Raw genomic sequence first — 24724 nt, 5'->3', positions numbered from 1 at the left:
TACTCTCAGTTTCCAAGTTGGACGGTGGCGATCTCCCAAGGGCGCAAGGGAAGGTGGATCGTGCCGGAGGAGACGGGGAGCGGGTCGCCTGGGCGGCCGCGGAGGTCGGCGTGGCGGGCCTGAGTGAACGTGCCGGAGATGATCGCGTTCGTGGGGGTTTCCGAGTACGCCACGACGCGGAGTTCATGTCGGCCGTCGCGGACCCTGAGCGAGGTCATGACCACGCCGTCGCCCGTCACCGACAGGCCGGAAGCCGCCGGGGGCAGGGCGAGTGACGGGTCGCCGGTGCCGGGCACCGCGAGGAGGTCGTGCCGGAATGTCTCGGCCGCCGACGGCACCGCCGCCCACGACTCGCCGTACGGCATGAGCGCGAGGCTGACCGAGCGCAGGCTGCGCGACTGAGCGGCCGGGGTCGGCAGCTGGGGGCCGGCGGGCTCGGGGCGCATGACGTGCAGGTTGCGGGAGAGGTAGCCGACCGAGCGCAGCAGGGTGAGGGCCAGCTCCGCGCCGTCGTCCACCAGCTCGTACTCGGTGACGTGCTCCAGCAGCGCCGCGACACCACCGGCGGCCACCCACCCGGAGGCCGGGAAGGTGGGCAGTGGTTCCTCGCCGCAGCCGCCCTCCGAGGACAGGCCGCGGGTGACGACCGCGAACTGGCCCTCCGCGTGCGAGGCCGCCGCCCGCGTGGGCAGCGGGACGTGCAGGCGTACCCGGTGGTCGGAGCAGCGGTTGTCGAACGAGACGTGCAGTCTGACGTACGGCTCTCCGGCCCGCAGTTCGACCCGCGTGTCGACGACGATCTCCTCGGTCGCCTCGCTCCTGGCGGCGGCCGGGATCTCGGGAGTGCCCTCGATGCCCTGACCGGCGGCGGGCCAGCGGTAGGTACGGCGGACGTCGAAGGCGGCCACCAGCGGGCCCGAGCAGACCGGCGTCAGCTCGACCGACACCGGGTCCGACACGATCCGGTCCTGGGCCGGGGGCGCGTAGTTGTAGGTGTCGCCCACGTCGCCGCCGTCGACGATGCGGCCGGCGCCCGTGAGGGTGGTCCCGTCGGCGCCGGTCAGCGCCAGCGTCCCGTCCGCCGCCACCTCGACGCGCAGCAGCCCGTTGTCGAGCGCCCGCTCCTCGGCCCGCACCCCGGTGACTGGCGCGATCATCGCGGTGGAGGCCCCGGACGTCGAACCCTTACCACCGGACGCCAAACGCTCGCCACCGGACGCCGCCGGAGAGCCACCCGACGCCTCCTGGGAGCCGCCGGACGCCGTGTCGCGCAAGGTGTCGTGGGATGCCGGGCGGATGCTGGTGTGGCCCAGGGGTGGCGTCTCGACGAGGGCGGCGACCGTACGGCGGGCCTCGGCGACGATGCGTACCCGGGTCACCCCGTCCAGTGCCCCGCGCAGCTGCGCCACGTTGAAGGCCGTCGCCGACTCCCGCGCCACCGTGAACGTCAGCGTGCCGTTGTCCACCGACCAGCCGGTGATGTGCTGGCCGTACAGCTCCGTGCCGTGGATGAACGTCAGCGCCGTGGCCGGGTCCATCTCGGCGTCCAGCAGCAGCGTGGGCGCGTACTCCAGGGGCTGCGCGGGCACCCGTGCTCCGGTCGGGTCCACCAGGGGGTCCAGGCCCGCCACGTCCACCAGTACGACGCCGCGTCGCGTGGCGGGCGTCGGGTTGACGACGAGCACCCCGTCCGACGGGACGGCGGCCGACAGCCGGGCGGTGACCATGTCGCGTACGGCCTGCCCGAGGTGCTCGGCCTCGGCGATGCGCGCGGCGACCTGCTGGGCCGTGTCGTCGACGCCGCAGCCGGTCACCGAGTCGTGCCCGCTGGCGTCCACCAGCCGCCACCACGCCATGTCGAGGAAGCGGCCGGGCCAGTCGCCGCCCCAGAGGGTGGCCAGCGGCTCGGCGTAGCGTTCGACCATCCGCTCGGCCCGGCCCATGGCCTGCTTGACGTGGGCGCGTACGGAGATGACGCCGGGCAGGATGTTCGCGCGGGCGTGGGAGCGCAACTCGCCGGAGACCCGGGGCAGCCCGTCCACAGAACCCGAATAGGCACCGATATATCCGGACAAGGTGTCCATGCGGGCGCCGATGTCCGCCACCATGCCGGGCAACCCGCGCACGGGGGCCGAATGGTCGGTCCCGTACATCGCCAGCAAGGCCCCCTCGGGCCCGTGCCATTCCCGCATCCGTTCGGTGAACTCGGCGGCCCGCTCCGGCAGACGCGCCGGATCCTCGAAGAGGTGCGCCCCGTTGCCGTAGCCGCCGGCCGGAAGGTACTGGGTCCGCAGCGCCGAGCCGTCGGGCGCGACCCAGGCGAAGGCGTCGGTCACCACCGACGACGGCACACCCCGGTAGACGCAGGCGTGCAGCAGCCCGGCCCGCCGCAGGATCTGCGGCATCTGCGCCGTGTGCCCGAACATGTCGGGCAGGTACCCCACCGGCATGGCCCCGCCGAGCTTGTCGGCCCGGTTCATGCCGAGTTCGAGGTTGCGCACGATGTTCTCGCCCGAGCACAGGAACTCGTCGAGCAGGATCTGCCACGGCCCGACCGCCAGCCGCCCGGACTCGACCAGCGCGGCGATGCGGTCGCGGTTCTCCGGCCGGACCTCCAGGTAGTCGTCCACGCAGGCCAGCTGCCCGTCGAGGGTGAAGTGGTAGTCGGGCTCGCGCTCCATCGTGTCGAGCACCTCGTCGAGCAGCGCCACCAGCCGCAGCCGGAAGCGCTGGAAGGGCTCGTACCACTCCCTGTCCCAGTGCGTGTGCGGGACGACGACGATTTCGGCGCTCACGCGGCTTCCCCTCCGATGGGCAGGTCATGCTGTACGGCATAGCGCGCGGCGATGCTCTGGGCCGTGACGATGTCGGCCAGCCCGCCGGCCGCGGCGGTGAACGGCGGCTCGTCCTCGGTGACGTAGGCGTGGAAGGCGGCCAGCTGCACCTCGAACGCCTCGGTCACATCACGCCACTCGGTCCGGCTCTCGCCGCCCGAGCCGTCACCCGAGACCACGGTCAGCGTCGTGGGCGCGTTCATCAGGTACGGAGAGGGGAAGACCAGCTCCAGCGAGCCCTTGTCGTGGTGGATGACCACGGTCTCCCGGTAGGCCGGGTAGTCCTCCAGGTAGTGCCACCGGATCGAGAACCGTCCGCTGACCGGCAGCGTTCCGGAGATCTCGACGGACCCGGGACCCGGCCCCCACGTCTCAACAGCCGAAATTTCGGCAGGCGACCCGCTAAATCGCCTCAGGAGCGACAAATCGTGGCATATCGAGCCGAGGGCTACCCCGTAGAGGGCCCGGACCGAGTCCGGAGCCGACTCCCCCAGCGCCGAGGAGACCAGCGAGTGCTCCGCCGCGCGCAGCGAGGCCAGCAGCGCGGGGTCGACGTCGCGGGCCGGCGTCAGGCTCGCGAAGGCCAGCTGGGACTCGGCGCTCGGATGCAGCACGGTCACCTCGACCGACCGGATCGCGGCCGGGCCGCCCAGCTCGGCCAGCAGCGCCTCGGCCCGGCGCACGGCCGGGTCGTACTGCTTCATGTAGCCGACCATCAGCCGCCCCTCGGGCAGCGCCTCGACCTCGGCCCTGGTCAGCGCGAGCGGCTTCTCGCAGAGCACGGCGTAGCCCGCGGCCAGCGCCCGGCGTACCGGCTCGCCGTGGGAGCCGGAGGCGAGGATGAGCACGGCGTCGAACCCGCCCTCGGCCAGCATGCTCTCCACGGCCGTGAAGCGCCCGGGCGCCCCCAGCCGGTCGCCGACGACGTCGGCGAGAGCCCGCGACAGGTCACAGACGGCGGTCACCTCGAACAGGTCACGGCGTCTCGACAGCAGCGGCACGTACACCGCCTGCGTGACGGCGCCGCACCCGACAAGCGCGATCTTCAAAACCCGATCCTCCAGCGTGGGGTCAGCCTGGGGGTCACAGTCCCAGCTCTCTCAGCTTCTCGCGGTTGGCGGCTTGATCGGCGATGTTCCGCTCAACCGACCGGCGGCCCGGCAGAGTGTCCTGCTCGATGATGATCCAGCCCTGGTAGCCGATCTCGTCGAGCGCGCGGACGACGCCCGGCAGGTCCAGCTCGCCCTCGCCCAGCGGCGCGAAGCCGCCCCGGCCCATGAGCTCGCGCAGGTCCACGCCGTCGGCGAGGGCCTGGCCGAGTATCGCGGTGTCGCCGTCCTTGACGTGCACGTGGCCGACCCGGTCCGACCAGTCGCGCAGGGCGGTCACCGGGTCGCCGCCGGCCAGCAGCAGGTGGCCGGTGTCCAGGCAGAGCTGTACGTCGGTCAGCTCCAGCAGCCGCTCGACGTCCTCGGGCGTCTCGACGTAGGTGCCGAGGTGGTGGTGGAAGGCGGGCTCGAAGCCGCGTTCGCGGCAGCGGTCGGCCGCGATCTGGACGCGGGAGGCGTAGCCGGGCCAGTCGACGGCGGCCAGCCCCGGAGCGTTCCCACCGGGCCTGGCGAACCTCGCCGGCGAGCCCGAGCAGCCGAGCGTGGGCCGGGGCGCCAGGTGCTCGGGGGCGGCCGGCGCGGCGGCGAACACGTCGAGCGTCGCGTCCAGCGCGGCCAGTCCCTTCTCGAACTCCACGGCGTCGCTGTAGCGCAGGTCGGCCCAGCCGCCGGCGAGCAGCAGCCCGTCGAGGCGTTCCACCAGGTCGGCGCCGGTGCCGAGATAGCCGATGGGCCCCAGGTCGATGCCCGCGTACCCGGCGTCGGCGAGCGCACGGACCATCTGGTCGGCGCTCAGCGGGGGCGGCGCGTCGGCCAGTTCGAACACGCCGAAGCTCACGGGGGCGTTGGCGACTCGTGTCACGCGCATATGGCGATCACCTCGTTCTCGTACGTTTCCAGGCGGTGCCGTCCCTCTCCCGCGGAAACCAGTACCCGCTCGCCGCGGATTACCTGGCGATCACCGCCGGGGCGCACCAGGATGAGGCCGTCGGCGTCGAGCGCGAGCAGCTCGTCGCCCAGCCTGAGCAGCAGCGGCTCGCCGGGGCCCGCGGAGATCGCGGTACGGCCCGCGGCGACGGCATCGAAGATCGTGCTGGTGTCCTCGGCCAGGACCCAGGTGGTCGGCGCGCCCGGCAGGCCGTCGTCGCCAACGCGGTGGAAGTCGCTGGCGCCGATCGCGACCAGGTCGGGTCCCCAGGCGTCGGCCCAGGCCAGGGGCGCGCCCCAGCGTCGATCCCACCAACCGGAGTGCCATACCTCGGCGATCCGCGGCCGCTCGCTCAGCGGCTGGAGCCAGGCGCAGTCACCGCCGAGCGGGTGGTTGATCGACATCAGCCCGCCCTCGCGCGCGGCGTGCCGGACCCAGGAGTCGGCGGGCTGCCGGAAGTCCACCCAGCCCACGTCGCCGAACACGTTGGCGTGCCCCCGATCCGTCGTCACCTCCTGGCCGGGCAGCAGGGCGATGCCTCGATCGTCGCCGAGCCAGGGGTGGTGGCTGACGGTGTTGTGGTCGGTGACGACCAGGAAGTCGAGGCCACGGCCCTTGGCCAGCTCGGCCAACTCGGGGACGGTCAGCACGCCGTCGCTGTGGACGGTGTGGGAGTGGAAGTCGCCCGCGAACCAGCGCAGACCGTCGACGCCGGGCAGGTCGCGGCGCGGCGGCCGGTCCCCGTGCGGCGGCTCCTCGATCACCGGCCGTGGGGGCGCGGCGGCCTCGGTGTGGATCTCCAGCGTGTAGTCGAGGCCCTGCGGCGGCACCCGGTGCAGCCGCAGCCACACCTGCCACGTCCCCGGCCCCAGCTCGCCGGGCAGGTAGCCGGGAGTCGCCCAGTCGGCGGTGATCGTGTACTCGTCGCGCGCGCCGCCCGACCAGCCGCGGAACCCGTCCGGCGAGCCGCAGCCGAGGTCGAGCACGCCCTGTGACCGGTCGAAGCTCAGCCGTACGGTCAGCGCGGCGGTGCCGGCCGGCACCTCGAAGGGCACCTCGCGCAGGATCCGCTCCAGCCGGTCGTCCAGGCTCCAATGGCCGCGGATCATGGTCATGCCGACACCAGCTCGCCGTCCCGGTAGACCAGGGCCCGGTCGCGGCGCGGCGTGGCGAAGCCGTCGGCCCCGATCGACGGCTCGCCGCCCTCGGGCACGACCGCCTGCACGAGCACCGCGCCGACCTCCAGCGTCACCAGGTGGGACGCCCCCAGGTTCTCCACGATGACCACCTTTCCCCCCAGCGAGCCCTCGGCGGGCTCGGCCGAGTAGGTGTTGTACTCGGGCCGCACGCCGTACACGACCCGCTCGCCGTCGGTGAGCAGGCCCTCGGCCGAGACGGGGACCGGCACCTTGCACCCGGCCACCTCCAGCGTGTCACCGCGGACGGTCCCGTCGAGCAGGTTCATCGGCGTCGAGCCGATGAAGGCGGCGACGAAGGTGTTGGCGGGCCGCTGGAACACCTCGGCCGGCGTGCCGATCTGACGGATGTGCCCGGACTCCATGACGGCCATCCGGTCGGCCATGGCCAAAGCCTCGGCCTGGTCGTGGGTGACGAAGACGGTGGTGACGCCGAGCTCGCGCTGGAGTTTCTTCAGGAACGTACGGGCCTCCAGGCGGAGCCGGGCGTCGAGGTTCGACAGCGGCTCGTCGAACAGGAACGCCTGCGCCTGCGTCGCCATGACGCGGGCCAGCGCGACCCGCTGCTGCTGGCCGCCGGACAGCTGGCCGGGGCGCCGGTCCATGAGCTGGTCCAGGCCCAGCCTGGCGCCGACCTCCTCGGCCTTGCGCTGCCGGGCGGCCTTGCCGACCTTCTTGATGCGCAACGGGTAGGCGATGTTGTCGGTGACGTCCATGTGCGGGAACAACGCGTAGTCCTGGAAGACCATCGCGATGTCCCGGCCGCCCGGCTGGACGCCGGTGACGTCGCGGTCACCGATGACGACGGCGCCGCCCGTGGCGGTCTCCAGCCCGGCGATCGTGCGCAGCAGCGTGGTCTTGCCGCAGCCGGACGGGCCGAGCAGGGCGAAGAACTCGCCGTCGGGGATGGCCAGGTCGAGCGAGTCGAGCGCTTTGACTCCCCCGGGGTAGACCTTGGTCAGGGCTCGCAGTTCGATTGCGGCCATCAGCGCTTGATCCCTCCGTGGAAGCGGAAGCCATACTTCTTGCTGACGAACAGGTACATGAGCACCACGGGGACCGAATAGAGCAGGCCGAACGTGGACAGCAGGGTGAGGTTGGCCTGGCCGCCCTCGGTGTACAGGGTGTACATGATGACCGCCGCGGGCTGCTTCTCGACATCGCTGAGCAGCAGGTACGGCATCAGGAAGTTGCCCCACACGTTCGCCACGGCCCACACCGCGATCGTCGCCAGCCCCGGCCGTACCAGGGGGACGACCACGTGGCGGACGATCTGCAGCGGCGAGGCGCCGAAGACGCGCGCCGACTCCTCGTAGGACTTCGGCGTGGAGTCCATGAAGTCCTTGAGCATGAAGATCGCCGCGGGCAGCAGGCCGCCGGTCAGGATGAGGATCACCCCGAACTGCGAGTCGATCAGGTTCAGCTCGACGGCCAGCTGGAACAGCGGCACCATCGCGGCCGTGCCGGTGATGATCGAGGACAGCAGCAGCAGCGCGTAGAGCAGCGCGTCGCGGCCCGGCAGCCGCACCCGGCTCAGCGCGTACGCGGCCAGCGCCGCGAAGACCACCACGAGCAGGGCCGTGCCGACCGCCAGCACCAGCGAGTTCAGGAGCGACGGCAGCGCGTACGGATGCTCCAGGATCGCCGTGAAGTTGTCCAGCGTGAAGTCGGGCACCCGGACCTCGTAGGTGGGGTCCGAGGTGAACGGCGCGGCGGCCAGCCACAGCAAGGGGATGGTGAAGAAGGCCAGCAGCACCGCGATCAGCGTGTAGAAGCCGATCCGGCCCAGCACGAACCGCGTCATTTCTTTCTCCTGAGCAGGCGCAGGTAGAACACCGCCACGACCAGGTTGATCAGCAGGATGACCGTGGAGACGGCCGCGCCGTAGCCCAGTTCGCTGCCCTGCAGCGCGACCTTGTAGACGTGGACCGCCAGCACCTCGGTCTGACCATCGGGCCCGCCCGCGGTGAGCATGAACGGGGTGAAGTCGTTGAACGTCCACAGGCTGATCAGCAGGAGGTTCGTCAGGATGTGTCCCCTGATGTGGGGAAACACCACGTCACGTAACTGCTGCCAGCCGGAGGCCCCGGCCAGGCGGGCGCTCTCCAGGTGCGAGGGCGGCACGTTCCCGAGCGCGGCGCCGTACAACATCATCGAGAAGGCGGCGCCGCGCCAGGTGTTGAAGATGACGATCGACAGCATCGGGTGGTCGAGCAGCGGCGCGAATCCCGGGACGTGCAGCAGCGCTTGGAGCGTGCCGCCGTCGCGGTCGAGCAGCGCCACCCACAGGAACGAGACCACCGCGCTGGGCAGGATCCAGGCCAGGATGACCAGGCCCTCGACGGTCCGTTTGAGCGGTCCGGTGCGATCGCGCATCAGCCAGGCGATCGTGAACCCGAGCACGACCTGGCCGATGACGGCCGAGCCGAGCACGAACTGGACGGTCAGCCAGGTCGAGTTCCAGAACGCGGGGTCGGAGACCGCCTTGACGAAGTTGTCCAGGCCGACGAGCTGAGGCTCGGCGGCGGCGGTGCCCGTGAGGCGGTAGTTGGTGAGGCCGAGGTAGAGGACCCAGAGCGCGGGGAAGACCAGGAACACCGCGATCAGCGCCAGCGCGGGCGCCACGAACGCGCCCGCTCTCAGCCTGCCCAGGCCCGCCGCGTCCGAGCTGTAGCGACGGGCCGGTGCGTCCTCGAGAGCTTCAGGAGGCGATATTGCCTGCGCCACCGACGATTCCTTCGAGCTTCTTCTGGTAGTCCGCGGCGGCCTGGTCGGGTGCCGTGCCCCCGACGACGGCGGCCGTGGCCTCCTGGAGTGCGGCCGACACCTGCGGATAGACGGCGACCGGCGGCCGGTAGGCCGTCAACGGCAGCACCTTCTCCGAGATGAACGTCAGCAGCGGCTCCCCGGCGAGGATCTCCTTGTTGACGTCGGTGCGCGGGGTGATGCGCACGTTGCCGTTCTTGGTCTCCTCTTTCAGCCCCTCCGGCGAGAGTGTGAAGGCCAGCAGGTCGAAGGCCTCCTTCGGATGCTTGCTGTTGGGGTTGACGGTCCGCAGCGCGCCGCCCGACATGCTGACGAAGTCCTGGCCCCGCAGGCCCTTGCCGGGCTCCATGGCGGGGATCAGGGCGTAGCCGACGGTCTGGTCACGGTCGGCCATCTTGGCCACGCCGTCCTTGGGGTTGACGACGCCGCGCCAGAAGTAGTCGCCCTCCATCAGGATGCCGATCTTGCCGCCGGCGAACTGCTGGAAGGACTTGTCGCGGCCCTTGGCCTCCTGCTGGAGCTTGGGGTCACCGAGGCCGCTGCCGCCGTAGATCTTCTGGTAGAGGCCGAGCGCGTCCTTGAGCGGCTGGGACGCGCCGGTCCACTTGCCGTCCTTCTGCACCTCGCCGCCCGCGCCCGCCAGCAGCGGGAGCACGCCCTGCATCGAGGTGGCCTCGCCCATCGCGGTGCCGGCGTTGATCTGGATCGGCACCGGTACGCCCGCCGTCTTCAGCTTGGCGCCCGCGTCGAGGATCTCCTGCCAGCTCTTCGGCTGCCAGTCGGCGGGCAGCCCGGCCTTCTGGAAGAGCGTCTTGTTGAAGTAGAGCACCCGGCCGTCCGTGCCGACGGGCAGGGCGTACTTCTTGCCGTTGAAGGTGGCCAGTCCCTGGACCGACTCGGGGATCTGCTGCCAGCCGTCCCAGCTGTCGGCGCTCGCCCCCACCACGTCGGACAGCGGCTTGATGTAGCCCGCCTCGGCGAACTCACCGGCCCAGATGCCGTCGAGGTCGATCACGTCCGCGCCCTTGCCTGACTTCAGGTCGAGGGAGAGCTTGGTCTTGTACTGCTCGTCGTCGACACCGCTGGGGATGAACTTGACCTTGACGTCCTTCCCCTTCGCCTTCTCGGCCGCCTCGAACTTGGGGGCGACCCAGTTGGCGAGGAAGTCGGCCGCCGCCGCGTTCTTGCCGCCCGCGATGGCGTTCTGGGCGATCGTTAACTCGATCGTGCCACCGGAGTCGCCGCCGGACGACTGGCCGCACGCGGCGAGCCCCAGCGCGGACACGGCGAGGACCGCGACCGCGCCTACCGACCTTTTCCGCAATCCCATGCAAACCCTCCGACATGTCCTTAAAGCCAGGAACCCGGCCAATATGTCATGACATCCAGATGACGTAAAGGCCTGCCGATATTTCAGGAGTGTGTCCGCATGCTGCATCTTTGTCACGAGGAGGTCTCGGCGGGAGGTCCGGCCCTAGACGATCCACCTATCGGGGGTTTCGGTCAGGGAAAAAAGCCCGGCATAGCGGACATCCGAATGTCATGACAATATGCCATAGTAGGCACGAAGGCTCCGTCACTGGAGGTGCGTTGTACGACCTGATCACGATCGGCCGCTCCGGGGTCGACGTCTATCCGCTGCAGACCGGCGTGGGCCTGGCCCACGTCGACACCTTCGGTAAGTTCCTCGGCGGGAGCCCGACAAACGTCGCGGTCGCGGCCGCGCGCCACGGGCTGCGCGCCGCCGTGATCACCGCGGTCGGCGCCGACCCCTTCGGGGAGTACGTACGGCAGGCGATCCGCGGTTTCGGCGTGGACGACTCCTTCGTGGCCACCGTCGAAGGTCCCCCGACGCCCGTCACGTTCTGCGAGATCTTCCCGCCGGACGACTTCCCGCTCTACTTCTACCGGGGCGAGCATCCGCCGGACCTGCAACTGACCGCCGAGTCGCTGGACCTGGCCGCGATCAGGGACACGAAGCTGTTCTGGTTCACCGGCACCGGCCTGAGCCAGGAGCCGAGCCGGGCCGCGCACGCCGCCGCCCTGGCCGCGCGCACCTCCGGCTGGACCGTCTTCGACCTGGACCACCGCCCCATGCTGTGGGAGTCGCCCGAGGCCTCCCAGGAGGCGGTACGCCAGGCGCTTCCGCACGCCAACGTGGCCGTCGGCAACCTCGACGAGGTGGAGAACGCGGTGGGCACCCGCGACCCGGAGGCGGCCGCGCAGGCGCTGCTCGACGCCGGGATGCGCGTCGCCATCGTCAAGATGGGCCCCAACGGGGTGCTGGCCCGCAGCAGGGACGAGTACGTGGTGGCGGAGCCGGTCAAGGTCGACGTGGTGAACGGCATCGGCGCGGGCGACGCGTTCGGCGGCGCCGTCTGCCTGGGGCTGCTGAGCGGCTGGCCGCTGGAGCGGACGATCCGCTTCGCCAACGCCGCCGGCGCCTACGTGGCCGCCCGCCTGGCCTGCGCCGACGCGATGCCCACGACTGACGAGGTGCAGGCACTCCTATGAGCGACATGACGCTGCCCCGAACCGCCCGCTACGACCACCTGACCCACATCCGGGCCACCAGGCCGGAGGAGATCGAGCGCGCCGCCGCCCGGCGGCAGCGCCGGGGGCTGCCAGGTGAGGGCGAGCGCCTGCTGATCATCGCGGCCGACCATCCGGCGCGCGGGTCGCTCGGCGTCCGCGACCGGCCGCTGGCCATGGCCAGCCGTCCCGATCTGCTCGACCGGCTCCAGACGGCGCTGGCCCGGCCCGGCGTGGCCGGCATCCTGGCCTCCCCCGACGTGCTGGAGGACCTGCTGCTGCTCGGCGCGCTGGAGGAGAAGCTGGCCTTCGGCTCGATGAACCGGGGCGGCCTGCAGGGCTCGGTGTTCGAGCTGGACGACCGGTTCACCGGTTTCGACGCGGCCGCCATCGACGCGATGCGCCTCGACGGCGGCAAGATGCTCTGCCGCATCGACCCGGCCGACCACGCCACGGTCACCACGCTCGAATCATGCGCCCACGCGGTCACCGACCTGGCCCGCCGGCGGCTGCTGGCGATGGTCGAGCCGTTCTGGGCGGCGCGTACGGAGGCGGGCGTCCTGCGCAACGACCTGTCGCCCGAGGCGGTCATCCGGTCGATCAGCGTCGCCCAGGCACTCGGCACGACCTCCGCCTACACCTGGCTGAAGATCCCCGCGGTCGCCGAGATGGAGCGCGTCATGGCCGCCACCACGCTGCCCGCGCTGCTGCTCGGCGGCGACCCGCCCGATATCGACGCCGCCTACGCCGACTGGGACCGCGCGCTGCGCCTGCCGGGGGTGCGCGGGCTCGTCATCGGCCGCGCGCTGCTCTACCCTCCGGACGACGACGTGGCCGCCGCGGTGGACGGCGCGGCCGCGCTGGTTCGAGAGGTGCGCTCATGACATACCTTCCGTACGGCACGGCCGCCGGCGGGTCGTGGTCGGTGGAGATCACGCCCGCGTTGGCCGGTTGGACCTACTCGGGGCTGCGCGTGGCCGACCTCGGCGGCGCCCCGGTCTCTTTCTCGACCGGGGAGGAGGAGATGCTCGTCCTGCCGCTGTCGGGCTCGTGCACGGTGACGTGCGGCGCCGAGCGGTTCGAGCTGACAGGCCGCACGTCGGTCTTCGCCGGGCCTTCTGATTTCGCCTATATCCCGATTTCTACGGATGTGACGGTGGAGGGGACGGGCCGCATCGCGTTCCCCTCCGCTCGGGCGACCCGGCGGTTGGCACCGCGGTACGTTCCGGCCTCGGAGGTGCCGGTCGAGATCCGGGGCGCGGGCCAGGCCAGCCGCCAGGTGAACAACTTCTGCGCGCCCGGCGTCTTCGAGTGCGACAAGCTCGTGGCCGTGGAGGTGCTCACGCCGGGCGGCAACTGGTCGTCCTATCCCCCGCACAAGCACGACACCCCCAACGAGGGCGAGGCCGTGCTGGAGGAGATCTACTACTTCGAGGTGGCCGACGGCGGCCTGGGCTACCAGCGCGTCTACTCCTCCGGGCGGGGCCAGATCGACACGCTGGCCGAGGTCTCCTCCGGTGACGTGGTGCTGGTGCCCTATGGCTACCACGGCCCGTCGATGGCCGCGCCCGGCTACGACCTCTACTACCTGAACGTCCTGGCCGGTCCCGCCGACGAGCGGTCGATGGCGTTCTGCGACGACCCCCGGCACGCCTGGATCCGTTCTTCCTGGGACGGCCAGGCCATCGATGCGAGACTGCCGTTCGGGAGGACTTCATGACCCGTTTGACCGTGGCGCAGGCCGTGGTGCGCTTCCTGTCCCACCAGTGGAGCGAGCGCGACGGCGTCGAGCACCGGCTGTTCGGCGGCTGCTTCGGCATCTTCGGCCACGGCAACGTGGCCGGGCTCGGCCAGGCGCTGGCCACCTCGACCGAGGACCTGCCCTACCACCTCAGCCGCAACGAACAGGCCATGGTGCACGCGGCCGCCGCCTACGCGCGGGCCGCCAACCGGCTGTCCACCCTGGCCTGCACCACCTCGATCGGCCCCGGCGCGACCAACATGATCACCGGCGCGGCGGGCGCGACGATCAACCGGCTGCCCGTGCTGCTGCTGCCCGGCGACGTGTTCTCCACCCGGGTCGCCAATCCGGTGCTCCAGGAGCTCGAAGACGCCCGCTCGTACGACATCTCGGTCAACGACTGCTTCAAGCCGGTGTCGCGCTTCTGGGACCGGATCAACCGGCCCGAGCAGCTGCCATCGGCGCTGCTGGCCGCCATGCGCGTCCTCACCGACCCGGCCGAGACGGGCGCGGTGACGCTGGCGCTGCCGCAGGACGTCCAGGCCGAGGCCTACGACTGGCCGGAGGAGCTGTTCGAGCGCCGCCTCTGGCACGTGCCGCGACCACGCCCCGAGCGGGCGGCCCTGACGCGGGCGGCCGAGCTGATCAAGTCGGCCAGCCGGCCGCTGATCATCGCCGGCGGCGGGGTGATCTACAGCGAGGCCACGGCCGAGCTGCGGGCCTTCGCCGAGGCGTACGGCATCCCGGTCGCCGAGACGCAGGCGGGCAAGGGCGCGCTGCCGTACGGGCACCCGCTCGCGATGGGCGCGGTCGGCGCGACCGGCACCACCGCGGCCAACGCGCTGGCCCGCGAGGCCGATCTGATCATCGGCGTCGGCACCCGCTACAGCGACTTCACCACGGCCTCCCGCACGCTCTTCTCGGCTGAGGCCCGGTTCGTCAACCTGAACATCACCGGCTTCGACGCGGCCAAGCTGTCGGGGCTCCAGCTCGTGGCCGACGCCCGCGAGGGCCTGACCGAGCTGACCGGGGCCTGCGCCGGCTGGAGCACCACGGAGTCCTACCGCTCGCGCGCCGCCGAGCTGTCGGCCGCCTGGGACGCGGTGGTGGACGAGGCGTACGCGCTGGACGGCCGGCCGATGCCACAGTCGGCCGTGATCGGCGCGGTCAACGCCGCGGCCGGCGACGACGGCGTGGTGGTCTGCGCGGCCGGCTCCATGCCCGGTGACCTGCACAAGCTGTGGCGGCCGAGCGGCCCTGGCAATTATCACGTGGAGTACGGCTACTCCTGCATGGGCTACGAGATCGCCGGCGGGCTGGGCATCAAGATGGCCGTCCCCGACCGCGAGGTGTTCGTCATGGTGGGCGACGGGTCCTACCTGATGATGGCCCAGGAAATCGTCACGGCCGTCTCCGAGGGCATCAAGCTGATCGTGGTGCTGGTGGACAACTCCGGCTTCGCCTCGATCGGCCGCCTCTCGGAGAGCGTCGGCGCCCAGCGGCTCGGCACCTCCTACGCCTACCGGGGCACCGGCCGCTACGACGGCGACGGCCTGCCGGTGGACCTGGCCGCCAACGCCGCCAGCCTCGGCGCCACCGTGCTGCGGCCCGACACGCTGACCGACTTCCGCAAGGCTCTGGAGGCGGCCCGCGCCGCCGAGGAGACGACCGTGATCTATGTCCGCGCCGACCCCATGATCGACAGTCCGTCGTCGGAGGCGTGGTGGGACGTCCCGGTCGCCGAGCTCTCGACCGCGCCGGAAGGCCCTATGGTGCGCGCTTCGTACGAGTCCGAGAAGAGCGCCCAGAAGCCGCACATCACGCCCACCTGACAGAAGGGGCGCTGCTTCAGGCACGCTGCTTCAGGCACGCTGCTTCAGGCGCGCTGCTTCAGGACGTCGGCGATGCCCGCCAGGAACGAGTCGACGTCCGCGATCAGGTAGCCGGGCCGCAGCAGCACGGTCGAGAACTTCGCCTCGCGGACGTCCTTGGCCGTCACCGGATAGTCGGTGGTGCCGCGCAGCGTGGCCACGATCCGGTCCAGGAAGGCGTCGACCTCGTCCTCGTTGTAGCCCGTGCCCATCCGCCCGGGCCGGAAGGCCACCCGCTCCACCCGCGCCGCCTGCGTCTCGAACCACTCCTCGCGCAGCATCTCACCGGTCGGCTCGGCCATGGCCAGCCGTACGGGACTCTTGGCCCGCGTCTCCAGCGCCACCACGAACGCCTCCAACGCGAAGTCCACCGCGGTCTCCTGATAACCGCCGCGCCTGGCCCGGAACGTCGCCCTGCGTACGTCGTCGGCCGTGACCTGCTCGATGTCGCGCGGCCCCCTGCCCAGTGTGGCCTCGATGCGCCCGATCAGGGCGTCGACCTCGACCGGGTCGTAGCCTGAACGCATACCCATGACGCGTGGAAAGCGGTTCAAGCTCACTCCTTCTGCGGTGTGCTGGGGGCCTGCTCATATTGTGGGGCTCTTTATCCTGACAATGCGAACTGAGATATACCGTTACTGCACCATGAGATTGACCAAGGTCTCTTTCCGTTATCGAAGACGTGATCCTTCTGTCATGAAGGACGTGGACGCGCACCTTGATCCCGGTGACGTGATCGAGGTCGCCGGCGTCAACGGTGCGGGCAAGTCCACACTGCTCCGCCTGCTGGCCGGGCTCACCAAGCCGTCGTCGGGCACCATCACCGACCGCCCGGCGGTGGTCGGCTTCGCCCCGGACCGCTTCCCGCTCGAGCAGCCCTTCACGGTCTCCGGCTACCTGCGCCACATGTCCCGGATACGCGGCGGCGCCCGATGGGAGCCCTGGGCGGAACGCCTCGGCATGGCTCACCTGCTCGGCCTGCGGCTGAGCGAGTTATCGAAGGGCAGCGCCCACAAGGTCGGGCTGACCCAGGCCCTGATGTGCGGGCCCGGCCTGCTCATCCTGGACGAGCCGTTCGCGGGGCTCGACGCCGACACCCGCGAGGTGCTGCCGTCCATCGTCACGGAGCTCTCCGAGGGCGGCGCCATCGTGGTCGCCAGTGACCACCAGGGCGGCCTGCGTCACCTTCCCTCCATCCGGCACTGGACGGTGGTGGACGGCCTGGTCAAGGAGGGTACGGCGGGGCAGCGGGCGACCGTGCGGGTGGATCTGCCGGTGGACGAGGTCCGGTCGTTCGTGGCCAGGATGCGTGACGAGGGCTACCGGGTCCAAGACGTGTCCGTCGCCACATCCGTCGCAGAGGTCGGCCACGTCGCGGAAGTCACCGACGCCAACGTTACGAACGTCGCCGACGTCACCGAGGAGCAGCGATGATCGCCTTGACTGTCTTCCGGGTCGCGGCCTACATCCGGTCCCACCGCATTTTCCAGGCGCTCCTGCTCATGCTCGCGCTGGTCGCCATCCTCTACGGCAGCCGCGCGCCCAAGGGCGCCGAGACCGAGGTCCTCACGGACGCCGCGGTGCTGGTGATCCCGATCCTGGCCTGGTCCAGCAGGAGCGTGCTCGACACCGAGCCGGATCAGCAGCGCGCCATGTCGGCGATCAGCGTGGGCGGCCGGCTGCGCGAGCTGAGCGCGGGCCTGCTGGCGGCCTTCGCGACGTCCCTGGTGCTCATCGCGCTGGCCCTGGGCTGGGGCCTGGCACTGGGCGTCAGCACGGTCCCGGCGCCCGAGGAGTTCGCCGCGGTCTTGACGTTGTACGGCCTCGCGACGCTCGCCGGGGTCACGCTCGGCGCCCTCACCAGCCGGGCGATCCTGCGCTCCCCCGCGATCTCCATCATGTCGCTGCTGCTGGGCTTCCTGGTCATGCTGATGCTCAGCGCCTCGCCTCTGTACTGGCTCACGGTCCCGGTCATCACCTGGATGAAGTCCGCGAACTCCGCCGAGCTGACCGCCCGGCTGCCTGAGCTCGCGACCATCTCGCTGGCGTGGTGCCTGCTCGGCCTGGGCTGTTACGCCTGGCTGCGCCGTACCCGACCCTGAAAACACGACGGGAACGTCACGCGTGCCCCTTTTAGCCGCTAGGTTAGTGAGTACTCACCCACCTATGAGGAGCAGGCGCCATGAAGGTGATCTGTGTCGGCGACAGCATCACGCGTGGTCAGGTCAGCGCGAACTACGTGAAAATGCTGGAGTCCAGGCTGCCGGGCACCACTGTGATCAACGCGGGCGTCAACTACGACGTCTCCGCCCATGTGCTGGACCGGCTCTCCGAGGTCGTCGACCAGGATCCCGACGTGGTCACCGTGCTCATCGGCACCAACGACGCCACAGCGACACTGGGCGAGAGCACCGCCCGCAAGCTGCGCGACCGGTGGAAGCTGAGCGAGGACATCAGCCCTGACGGCTACGCGGCGAACCTCTCCGCCATCGCCACCCGGCTCAAGGACGAGACTCGGGCCCGCATCGCGCTGATCTCGCCGCCGGTGCTCGGCGAGGACCTCGACTCGGAGGCGCTGCGGCGGACGTCGGAGTTCGGGGAGATCGTACGTAAGGTGGCGGCCGAGCAGTTCGTGCAGTATCTCCCGCTCAACGAGCAGATGGTGGCGCACCTGGAGAAGGCGGAGCGCAAGCCGCGCGTCCACTACCGGGCGGACAGCCTGCTGGCGCCCACCGCCGCGATGCAGCACTTCTTTCTCGGGCGCGGCTTCGACTCGATCGCCAAGAGCCGCGGCCTGCTGCTGACCACGGACACCGTCCACCTGAACAGCCGCGGCGCCGGGATGATCGCGGACCTGATCGAGGGCGTCGTGCGCTCTTCCTGAGCCTTTCTAGAGCTCTTCCCAGGGCTATTCGGCGGCGGCGAGCTGGCCGCAGGCGCCGTCGATCTCGCGGCCGCGGGTGTCTCGCACGGTCACCGGCACACCGTGGTATTCGAGCCGCCGCACGAACGCCCGCTCGTCCTCCGGCCGGGAGGCGGTCCACTTGGAGCCGGGCGTCGGGTTGAGCGGGATCAGGTTGACGTGCACCAGCTTGTTGCGTACCAGCTTGCCGAGCAGGTCGGCCCGCCACTCCTGGTCGTTGATGTCCTTGATCAGCGCGTACTCGATCGAGATCCGCCTCTTGGTCTTGGCCGCGTACGCCCAGGCGGCGTCGAGGACCTCCGACACCTTCCAGCGCGTGTTGATCGGCACCAGCGTGTCGCGCAGCTCGTCGTCGGGTGCGTGCAGCGACAGGGCGAGCGTGACCGGCAGGCCCTCGTCGGCGAGCTTGCCGATGGCGGGCACCAGGCCGACCGTGGAGACCGTGACGCCGCGCGCCGAGATGCCGAGGCCGTGCGGGGCGGGCTCCACCATCCGGCGTACGGCCCCGATGACCTGCTTGTAGTTGGCCAGCGGCTCGCCCATGCCCATGAAGACCACGTTGCTCACCCGCCCTGTGCCGCCGGGCACCTCGCCCGCGGCCAGCGCGCGGGCGCCGGAGACCACCTGCTCGACGATCTCGGCGGTGGACATGTTGCGGGTCAGCCCGGCCTGGCCCGTGGCGCAGAACGGGCAGTTCATGCCGCAGCCGGCCTGTGACGACACGCACATCGTCACCCGGTCGGGATAGCGCATCAGCACCGACTCGACCAGCGCGCCGTCGAACAGGCGCCACAGCGTCTTGCGGGTGGTGCCGGCGTCGGTGGTCTGCTCCTTGACCGGGGTGAGCAGCGACGGCAGCAGCACCGACAGCTTGTCGCGGGCCGCCGCGGGCAGGTCGGTCATCGCGTGCACGTCGGCGTTCAGGCGCTCGAAGTAGTGCCGGGACAGCTGGTCGGCGCGGAATGCCTTCTCGCCGAGCTCCGTCACCGCCGCGCGGCGGTCGGGCATGGACAGGTCCGCCAGGTGCCGAGCCGGCTTGGCCCTGCGCGGCGCGACGAAGGTGAGCTGGCCTGGCTGCTGGGACACGTTCCTGCCTTTGCTTGGGTGGTTACCGACCAGGTTAGTGAACGTTCGGCTCCCAGGTGTCATTCCATGAGGGAGCTCCGGGTGGCGGAAGCTCTCGCATGAGGGTATGGGCCGATCTAGAGTGCATCTCGTATGGCGATTTTCCGGTCGGCTTCTGGCGAGGGGCAGACCGAGGTCGTCCTCACCGCCGGCAACCCGTACGGCAGCCGAACGCTCGTGGTCGAGCGGGACGAGGACGCCTCGGTAGCTTACCTGTGCTCGCCTGACGGTGCCGTGCACGGCGCCGTGTGGCTGGCCAACCACCGTCCCGCGCCCGAGGTGGTCGATCTGGCCAGGCTCAACTCCGGGTTGCCGCCGCTCATGCCCCGGCCCAACACCACGCACCCGGCCGGGCGCCGGCCGCTCGGGCAGCTGACGGCGCTGTGGTTCGAGGAGGGCGACGGGGTCGCGGTCTATGAGGACGAGGACCTGCTGGCGGTCATCCCCGGGTGGGCCGACATGAGCAGGGGCATGCCCGGCTACGCCCGTGACGCCGTGGGTGAGACGCCGTTCGCCTGGGCGCTGTCCGAGGCGCTCGACGGGCTGCGGCCGCGCATCTCCAACGCCAGGTCCTACTGGCGCTGGCGGCATCTGGAGGGGTCCTGGGCGTCGTTCCAGGAGTTCGTCATGGGGCATCTGGAACGGGGGCTCGGGCCGGCCGGGCGCTACTGGGACGTGAGCGGGGAGCGGCTGCCGGCTGTCGGCGTCACCGAGCGGCCGCCGTACGGGCGCCGGGGGTTCACGGTGCTCTCCACAGTCGGGATGAGCTGCCAGCGGATGCCCACCGTCGAGCAGTGGATCGACCGGCCGGGCGCGTACGCCAGGATCGAGCTGGCCGTGGCCACCCGCGAGGATCCGCGCGAGGCGGCGCTGCTGCTGGTGTGGCTGTCGCAGTATCCGTGGCACTCGGTCACGTGGCTAGGGCACGGGCATACGGCCAAGTGGTATCACGAGCCGGCCACGTTCCCGCTGGGGCCGCAGTACGCGGGGGTCATGATGGTCGCCGACCCACCCGCCATGCCGGATTTATCAGGATTCGCCTTCGGTGGTGAGGCCGTCCGCTGGCTCTGGCTCCAGCCGATCACCATCGAGGCGATGGAAGAACACCGCCACTAGCGACACGTCAGAAGAACACCGTCATCAGCAGCCAGACCGGCACCAGCGTGGTCACCAGCGAGTCGAGCCGGTCCATGAGACCGCCGTGGCCCGGCAGGAGCGTGCCCAGGTCCTTGATGCCGAGATCCCGCTTGATGATCGACTCGATCAGGTCACCGACGGTCGCCAGCACCGCCACGAGCGCGCCGATCAGGGCGCCCTGCCAGAGCTGCCCGTCCATGAGCCAGCTCACCAGCCAGGCGCCTACCGCCACGCACGCGATGATGGACCCCGCCATCCCCTCCCAGGTCTTCTTCGGGCTGATGACGGTCATCTGGTGCTTGCCGAACAGCACGCCCGCGATGTAGCCGCCGATGTCGCTGGCCACGGTCACCGCGATGAAGATGACCACCCGATCACGGCCGTCACCAGGCGCCAGCAGCAACGCCGCGAACCCGGCCAGCAGCGGCGGATAGACCAGGATGAACACCGAAGCGGTCGTGTCGCGTACGTAGCCGTCGGTGCCGTCACTGAACATCCGCCAGATCAGCAGGACGAAGACGACCACCACGAACGCGCCGAGCAGCCAGACAGGCCCGCCCCAGTAGGCACCGGCGAACATCGCGACCATGCCACCGAGCAGGGGCACGGCCGGCACCTTGATGCCGCGGCTCCCGAACGCCTGGATCAGCTCCATGACCCCGACGCCCACGGCTCCCGCCAGCACCAGGAGAAAGAGTTCTTTGACGGTGTAGAGCGTGCCGATGACGAGCGCGCCCAACCCCAAGCCCACCGCTATGGCGGCAGGAAGGTTCCGTCCGGTACGGCTGCCGCCGCTCGGGCTGGTGCCAGCCGTACTTTCGTCCACAGATCTCTTCCTGGGTCTTCCATGAGCCACGGCCCCCGCCACCGGGCGAGGGCCGTGCGGCGCGCCGCTCAGACCTCGAGCAGCTCGGTTTCCTTGTGCTTGAGCAGCTCGTCGATCTTGGCGACGTGCTTCTGGGTGATGTCGTCGAGCTCCTTCTCCGCGCGGCGGACCTCGTCCTCGCCCGCCTCCCCGTCCTTGATCATCTTGTCGAGGATCTCTTTGGCGGAGCGGCGGATGTTGCGCACGGAGACCTTGGCGTGCTCGCCCTTGTTCCTGGCGACCTTGATGTACTCCTTGCGCCGGTCCTCCGACAGCTCGGGGAACGACACGCGGATCACCGCCCCGTCGTTGCCGGGGTTGACGCCCAGGTCGGACTCACGGATCGCCTTCTCGATCGCGGCCATCGAACCCTTGTCGTAGGGCTGGATGATCACCATGCGGGCCTCGGGCACATGGAACGAGGCCAACTGCTGGATCGGGGTCGGCGTGCCGTAGTACTCGGCATTGATCTTGTTGAACATCGAAGGGGTTACCCGGCCCGTCCGGATGCCCGCGAAGTCCTCCTTCGCGACCGTAACGGCCTTGTCCATCTTTTCCTCGGCTTCGAGGAGGGTTTCGTCGATCACAGCGGCTCCCTGTCTTCTGGCTGGCGATGTCGGGCGCGCTCCCTCATTTGCCTGCGGGACTCACCAGCGTGCCGATTTTCTCACCGCGGACCGCTCGCAGGATGTTGCCCTCGCCCATCAGGTCGAAGACGACGATCGGGAGGTCGTTGTCCTTGCACAGGCTGATCGCGGTGGCGTCCATGACCTGGAGGTCGCGGATCAGCACCTCGCCATAGTCGAGGTGGTCGAACCTGACCGCGTCGGGATTCTTCCGTGGATCGGAGTCGTAGACCCCGTCCACCTGAGTGCCCTTGAGCAGCGCCTCGGCGCCGATCTCCAGGGCGCGCTGGGACGCCGCGGTGTCGGTGGAGAAGAACGGCGAGCCGAGCCCGGCGCCGAAGATGACCACGCGACCCTTCTCCAGGTGCCTGATCGCGCGGCGCGGCAGGAACGGCTCGGCGACCTGCTGCATGGTGATGGCGGTCTGCACGCGGGTCTCGACGCCGCGCCGCTCCAGGAAGTCCTGCAGTGCGAGACAGTTGATGACGGTGCCCAGCATCCCCATGTAGTCGGCGCGGGCGCGGTCGATGCCCTGCTCGGACAGCGCCGCGCCGCGGAACATGTTGCCGCCGCCGACCACCACCGACACCTGCACACCCTCGCGTACGGCCTCGGCGATCGAGTCGGCCAGGTGGTCGACCACCAGCGGGTCGATCCCCAGCGGGTCGCCACCGGCGAACGCCTCACCTGACAGCTTCAGCATGACCCGCTTCCACCGGAGCGGGTTCTGATACGAAGAAGCCGCCGACGTAGCTGGCTCCTGGTTCTCCTGCACGGCGGCGGCCTCCCTCTTAGGCGGTTCGATGGGCTGGAATTTCGTTCAAGCCTAAGCCTGGCCGACTTTGAAGCGAACGAAGGCCAGCACCTCGGCGCCGTTCTCCTCGGCGTACTTGCCGACGGTCTTCTTGTTGTCCTTGACGAACGCCTGCTGGAGCAGGGTGAAGTCCTTGTACCAGCCGTTGACGCGACCCTCGACGATCTTGCCGATGGCGGCCTCGGGCTTGCCCTCCTCGCGCGTCATCTCCTCGAAGAGCTTGCGCTCCTTGTCGACGACGTCGGCGGGCACGGCGGCGGCGTTGAGGTACTGAGGGGCCATCGCGGCGGCGTGCTGCGCGATGTCCTTGGCGACCTCGGAGTTCGGCTTGTCGAGCTGGACCAGCACGCCGACGGCCGGTGGCAGCGCCGGGTCGGTGCGGTGCATGTAGGCGCCGATGTAGCCGCCCTCCAGCACCGCGAAGCGGCGGATCTCGATCTTCTCGCCCAGCGCGACGTTGGCCTCGTCGAGGAGTTCCTTGACGGTCTTGCCGTCAAGCGAGGACTCGAGCAGCGTCGCCACATCGGCCGGCTTGGTGGCCAGGATGTGCGCGACGACCTGACCGGCCAGCTCCTGGAAGCGCTCGCCCTTGGCCACGAAGTCGGTCTCGCAGTTGAGCTCCAGCAGCGCGGCGGCGGAGTCGCCGTCCTGCTTGAGCGCGACCAGGCCGTTGGAGGCGGTGCGCGCCTCGCGCTTGCCCACGTCCTTGGCGCCCTTGAGGCGCAGCAGCTCGATGGCGCGGTCGATGTCGCCGTCAGCCTCTTCGAGCGCCTTCTTGCAAGACATCATTCCGGCCGCGGTGATCTCGCGAAGCCGCTTGACGTCGGCCATGTTCACGGAAGCCATTGCTTTTTTCCTTGTGGGATTTCGTCGTGGATCGGGTGGGCGCCGACCTTCCGGCACCCACCCTATGGTTCGAACGGCCGGCGGCTGCCGTACAGGAGCTCAGCGTCTTACCTGGTGAGCAGCCCTGCCTTCGCGGCCTGCCCGGCTCTTCCGGCCTTGCCCGGCGGCGGGGGTCTCGACCCCCCGCCGCCGGGCTCAGCGTCTGCGATTTCCGCTCGGCCTCGCGTGCGGGTCACTCCACGGAGCCGGGCTGGGTAGGCGACTGCTCGCCACCTCGGTGTTCACCCGAGGTGTGAGCGGTCAGGCCTGCTGCTGCTCGGTCTCGCCCTCGGCGGCGGCCGGAGCGACCTCAGCCGCGACCTCAGCCTCAGGGGCAGCGGCCTCAGCCTCGGGAGCGACGGCCTCAGCCTCGGGAGCGGCGGCCTCGGCGGCCGGCTCAGGGGCGGCCTGCTCGGCGGCGCCCTGCTCGATGAGCTCGCGCTCCCACTCGGCCAGCGGCTCGGCGGCAGCGGGCTTCTCGTCACCGCGGGCGGCGCCCGAGCGAGCCATCAGACCGGCCGCGACACCGTCGGCGACGACCCTGGTCAGCAGGCCGACGGCGCGGATGGCGTCGTCGTTGCCGGGGATCGGGTAGTCGACCTCGTCGGGGTCGCAGTTGGTGTCGAGGATCGCGACGACAGGGATGCCAAGCTTCTTGGCCTCGCTGATCGCGATGTGCTCCTTCTTGGTGTCGACGATCCACACCGCGCTGGGCACGCGGCCCATGTCACGGATGCCGCCGAGCGTGCGCTCGAGCTTGTCCTTCTCACGCCGGCGCATGAGGAGCTCCTTCTTGGTGAGCCCCGAGGCGGCGACGTTGTCGAAGTCGAGCTCCTCGAGCTCCTTCAGACGCTGAAGCCTCTTGTGCACGGTGGAGAAGTTGGTGAGCATGCCACCCAGCCAGCGCTGGTTGACGTACGGCATGCCGACGCGAGCCGCCTGCTCGGAGATGGCCTCCTGCGCCTGCTTCTTGGTGCCGATGAACAGGATCGTGCCGCCGTGGGCGACCGTCTCCTTGACGAAGTCGTAGGCACGGTCGATGAACGACAGCGACTTCTGCAGGTCGATGATGTAGATGCCGTTGCGCTCGGTGAAGATGAAGCGCTTCATCTTCGGGTTCCAGCGGCGGGTCTGGTGCCCGAAGTGAACGCCGCTCTCGAGCAGCTGTCGCATGGTGACGACGGGGGCCATGTGATGGTCCTCCAGGTCTGGGCGCCCGTGCGGGCGGGCGCGGTTCTCGGTTGTGCCGCGGCAGCCCAATGGCTGTCGCCCTGATGCCCCGAACCCGCTCCAGCCGAGCCGTGGCTCGGACCGATGGGGCGGTCCGCGATGGGGCATGCGAAGTCGGCCTGTGATGCGCAGGCCACCCAAA

The 24724-nt window shown here is 70.3% G+C and carries 23 protein-coding genes; 8 read left to right on the top strand and 15 right to left on the bottom strand.

Going from position 1 to position 24724, the window contains the following annotated elements; genetic code table 11:
• Positions 1-5: 5 nt before the first annotated feature.
• The 8 genes from ACGFJ2_RS10785 to ACGFJ2_RS10750 are packed head-to-tail and all read right to left on the bottom strand — an operon-like array spanning position 6 to position 10163.
• Positions 6-2795 carry an alpha-mannosidase gene (locus ACGFJ2_RS10785; protein WP_393466904.1) on the bottom strand — a complete coding sequence of 930 codons (2790 nt, stop codon included), beginning with the start codon at positions 2793-2795 and terminating at the stop codon, positions 6-8.
• A complete protein-coding gene (locus ACGFJ2_RS10780; RefSeq protein ID WP_393466901.1) occupies positions 2792-3883 on the bottom strand; it encodes a Gfo/Idh/MocA family protein in 1092 nt (363 codons plus the stop codon). Before ACGFJ2_RS10780 ends, ACGFJ2_RS10785 begins: the two co-directional genes overlap by 4 nt.
• A 34-nt stretch (positions 3884-3917) precedes the next feature.
• Positions 3918-4811 carry a TIM barrel protein gene (locus ACGFJ2_RS10775; protein WP_393466898.1) on the bottom strand — a complete coding sequence of 298 codons (894 nt, stop codon included), beginning with the start codon at positions 4809-4811 and terminating at the stop codon, positions 3918-3920.
• The gene (locus ACGFJ2_RS10770) at positions 4802-5986 is read right to left on the bottom strand and encodes a CehA/McbA family metallohydrolase (RefSeq protein ID WP_393466895.1); all 1185 of its coding nucleotides are present in this window, start codon (positions 5984-5986) and stop codon (positions 4802-4804) included. Before ACGFJ2_RS10770 ends, ACGFJ2_RS10775 begins: the two co-directional genes overlap by 10 nt.
• Positions 5983-7053, bottom strand: a complete 1071-nt coding sequence (locus ACGFJ2_RS10765; protein ID WP_393466892.1) for an ABC transporter ATP-binding protein — start codon at positions 7051-7053, stop codon at positions 5983-5985. The genes ACGFJ2_RS10770 and ACGFJ2_RS10765 overlap by 4 nt, the downstream gene beginning before the upstream one ends.
• On the bottom strand, positions 7053-7871 hold the full coding sequence (locus tag ACGFJ2_RS10760; protein WP_357943003.1) for a carbohydrate ABC transporter permease: 819 nt from the start codon (positions 7869-7871) through the stop codon (positions 7053-7055). Before ACGFJ2_RS10760 ends, ACGFJ2_RS10765 begins: the two co-directional genes overlap by 1 nt.
• Positions 7868-8794, bottom strand: a complete 927-nt coding sequence (locus ACGFJ2_RS10755) for a sugar ABC transporter permease (protein WP_357943001.1) — start codon at positions 8792-8794, stop codon at positions 7868-7870. The genes ACGFJ2_RS10760 and ACGFJ2_RS10755 overlap by 4 nt, the downstream gene beginning before the upstream one ends.
• Positions 8769-10163 carry an extracellular solute-binding protein gene (locus ACGFJ2_RS10750; protein WP_358191690.1) on the bottom strand — a complete coding sequence of 465 codons (1395 nt, stop codon included), beginning with the start codon at positions 10161-10163 and terminating at the stop codon, positions 8769-8771. Before ACGFJ2_RS10750 ends, ACGFJ2_RS10755 begins: the two co-directional genes overlap by 26 nt.
• Positions 10164-10423: 260 nt before the next feature.
• Here ACGFJ2_RS10750 and iolC point away from each other — a divergent pair, with 260 nt between their 5' ends.
• The 4 genes from iolC to iolD are packed head-to-tail and all read left to right on the top strand — an operon-like array spanning position 10424 to position 14938.
• On the top strand, positions 10424-11347 hold the full coding sequence (iolC, locus tag ACGFJ2_RS10745; protein ID WP_358191672.1) for a 5-dehydro-2-deoxygluconokinase: 924 nt from the start codon (positions 10424-10426) through the stop codon (positions 11345-11347).
• On the top strand, positions 11344-12249 hold the full coding sequence (locus ACGFJ2_RS10740; protein WP_393466887.1) for a deoxyribose-phosphate aldolase: 906 nt from the start codon (positions 11344-11346) through the stop codon (positions 12247-12249). The genes iolC and ACGFJ2_RS10740 overlap by 4 nt, the downstream gene beginning before the upstream one ends.
• Positions 12246-13085: a 5-deoxy-glucuronate isomerase gene (iolB, locus tag ACGFJ2_RS10735; protein ID WP_393466884.1), complete on the top strand. Its 840-nt coding sequence runs from the start codon at positions 12246-12248 to the stop codon at positions 13083-13085. The genes ACGFJ2_RS10740 and iolB overlap by 4 nt, the downstream gene beginning before the upstream one ends.
• On the top strand, positions 13082-14938 hold the full coding sequence (gene iolD / locus ACGFJ2_RS10730; protein WP_393466881.1) for a 3D-(3,5/4)-trihydroxycyclohexane-1,2-dione acylhydrolase (decyclizing): 1857 nt from the start codon (positions 13082-13084) through the stop codon (positions 14936-14938). The genes iolB and iolD overlap by 4 nt, the downstream gene beginning before the upstream one ends.
• Before the next feature lie 44 nt (positions 14939-14982).
• Here the strand turns inward: iolD and ACGFJ2_RS10725 are convergent, their stop codons facing one another.
• The gene (locus ACGFJ2_RS10725; protein WP_357942991.1) at positions 14983-15531 is read right to left on the bottom strand and encodes a DivIVA domain-containing protein; all 549 of its coding nucleotides are present in this window, start codon (positions 15529-15531) and stop codon (positions 14983-14985) included.
• Between the two features lie 142 nt (positions 15532-15673).
• On the opposite strand from ACGFJ2_RS10725, the gene ACGFJ2_RS10720 reads away from it, so the two are divergent.
• The 3 genes from ACGFJ2_RS10720 to ACGFJ2_RS10710 all read left to right on the top strand — a co-directional run bounded on the left by ACGFJ2_RS10720 (position 15674) and on the right by ACGFJ2_RS10710 (position 17861).
• Positions 15674-16411 (top strand): ATP-binding cassette domain-containing protein, encoded by a 738-nt coding sequence (locus ACGFJ2_RS10720; RefSeq protein WP_393466877.1) that lies wholly within the window; start codon positions 15674-15676, stop codon positions 16409-16411.
• Complete coding sequence (locus ACGFJ2_RS10715; protein ID WP_393466874.1) at positions 16408-17079, top strand: hypothetical protein; 672 nt, start codon at positions 16408-16410, stop codon at positions 17077-17079. Before ACGFJ2_RS10720 ends, ACGFJ2_RS10715 begins: the two co-directional genes overlap by 4 nt.
• 80 nt (positions 17080-17159) lie before the next feature.
• Positions 17160-17861: a GDSL-type esterase/lipase family protein gene (locus ACGFJ2_RS10710; protein ID WP_357942985.1), complete on the top strand. Its 702-nt coding sequence runs from the start codon at positions 17160-17162 to the stop codon at positions 17859-17861.
• A 24-nt stretch (positions 17862-17885) separates the two neighbouring features.
• Here the strand turns inward: ACGFJ2_RS10710 and rlmN are convergent, their stop codons facing one another.
• A complete protein-coding gene (gene rlmN / locus ACGFJ2_RS10705) occupies positions 17886-18986 on the bottom strand; it encodes a 23S rRNA (adenine(2503)-C(2))-methyltransferase RlmN (protein WP_358191609.1) in 1101 nt (366 codons plus the stop codon).
• 132 nt (positions 18987-19118) lie between these two features.
• On the opposite strand from rlmN, the gene ACGFJ2_RS10700 reads away from it, so the two are divergent.
• Complete coding sequence (locus tag ACGFJ2_RS10700; protein ID WP_393466870.1) at positions 19119-20141, top strand: suppressor of fused domain protein; 1023 nt, start codon at positions 19119-19121, stop codon at positions 20139-20141.
• Between the two features lie 7 nt (positions 20142-20148).
• Here ACGFJ2_RS10700 and ACGFJ2_RS10695 read toward each other — a convergent pair whose 3' ends face one another.
• The 5 genes from ACGFJ2_RS10695 to rpsB all read right to left on the bottom strand — a co-directional run bounded on the left by ACGFJ2_RS10695 (position 20149) and on the right by rpsB (position 24543).
• Positions 20149-20988: a phosphatidate cytidylyltransferase gene (locus ACGFJ2_RS10695; RefSeq protein ID WP_393466867.1), complete on the bottom strand. Its 840-nt coding sequence runs from the start codon at positions 20986-20988 to the stop codon at positions 20149-20151.
• Positions 20989-21056: 68 nt separating this feature from the next.
• Positions 21057-21614, bottom strand: coding sequence for a ribosome recycling factor (frr, locus tag ACGFJ2_RS10690; RefSeq protein ID WP_357942977.1), 558 nt, complete (start codon positions 21612-21614; stop codon positions 21057-21059).
• A 43-nt stretch (positions 21615-21657) separates the two neighbouring features.
• Positions 21658-22356: a UMP kinase gene (pyrH, locus tag ACGFJ2_RS10685; protein ID WP_225290523.1), complete on the bottom strand. Its 699-nt coding sequence runs from the start codon at positions 22354-22356 to the stop codon at positions 21658-21660.
• 123 nt (positions 22357-22479) lie between these two features.
• A complete protein-coding gene (tsf, locus tag ACGFJ2_RS10680) occupies positions 22480-23313 on the bottom strand; it encodes a translation elongation factor Ts (RefSeq protein ID WP_357942975.1) in 834 nt (277 codons plus the stop codon).
• Positions 23314-23613: 300 nt separating this feature from the next.
• Entirely contained in the window at positions 23614-24543 is a 930-nt protein-coding gene (gene rpsB, locus ACGFJ2_RS10675) for a 30S ribosomal protein S2 (protein ID WP_357942973.1), read from the bottom strand.
• Between the last annotated feature and the right edge of the window lie 181 nt (positions 24544-24724).

Source organism: Nonomuraea sp. NPDC049028 (genome assembly GCF_043197735.1).
Taxonomy (GTDB): Bacteria; Actinomycetota; Actinomycetes; order Streptosporangiales; family Streptosporangiaceae; genus Nonomuraea.
Note: the sequence above shows the minus strand (reverse complement) of the source record. Positions and strands in the feature narration are given on the sequence as shown.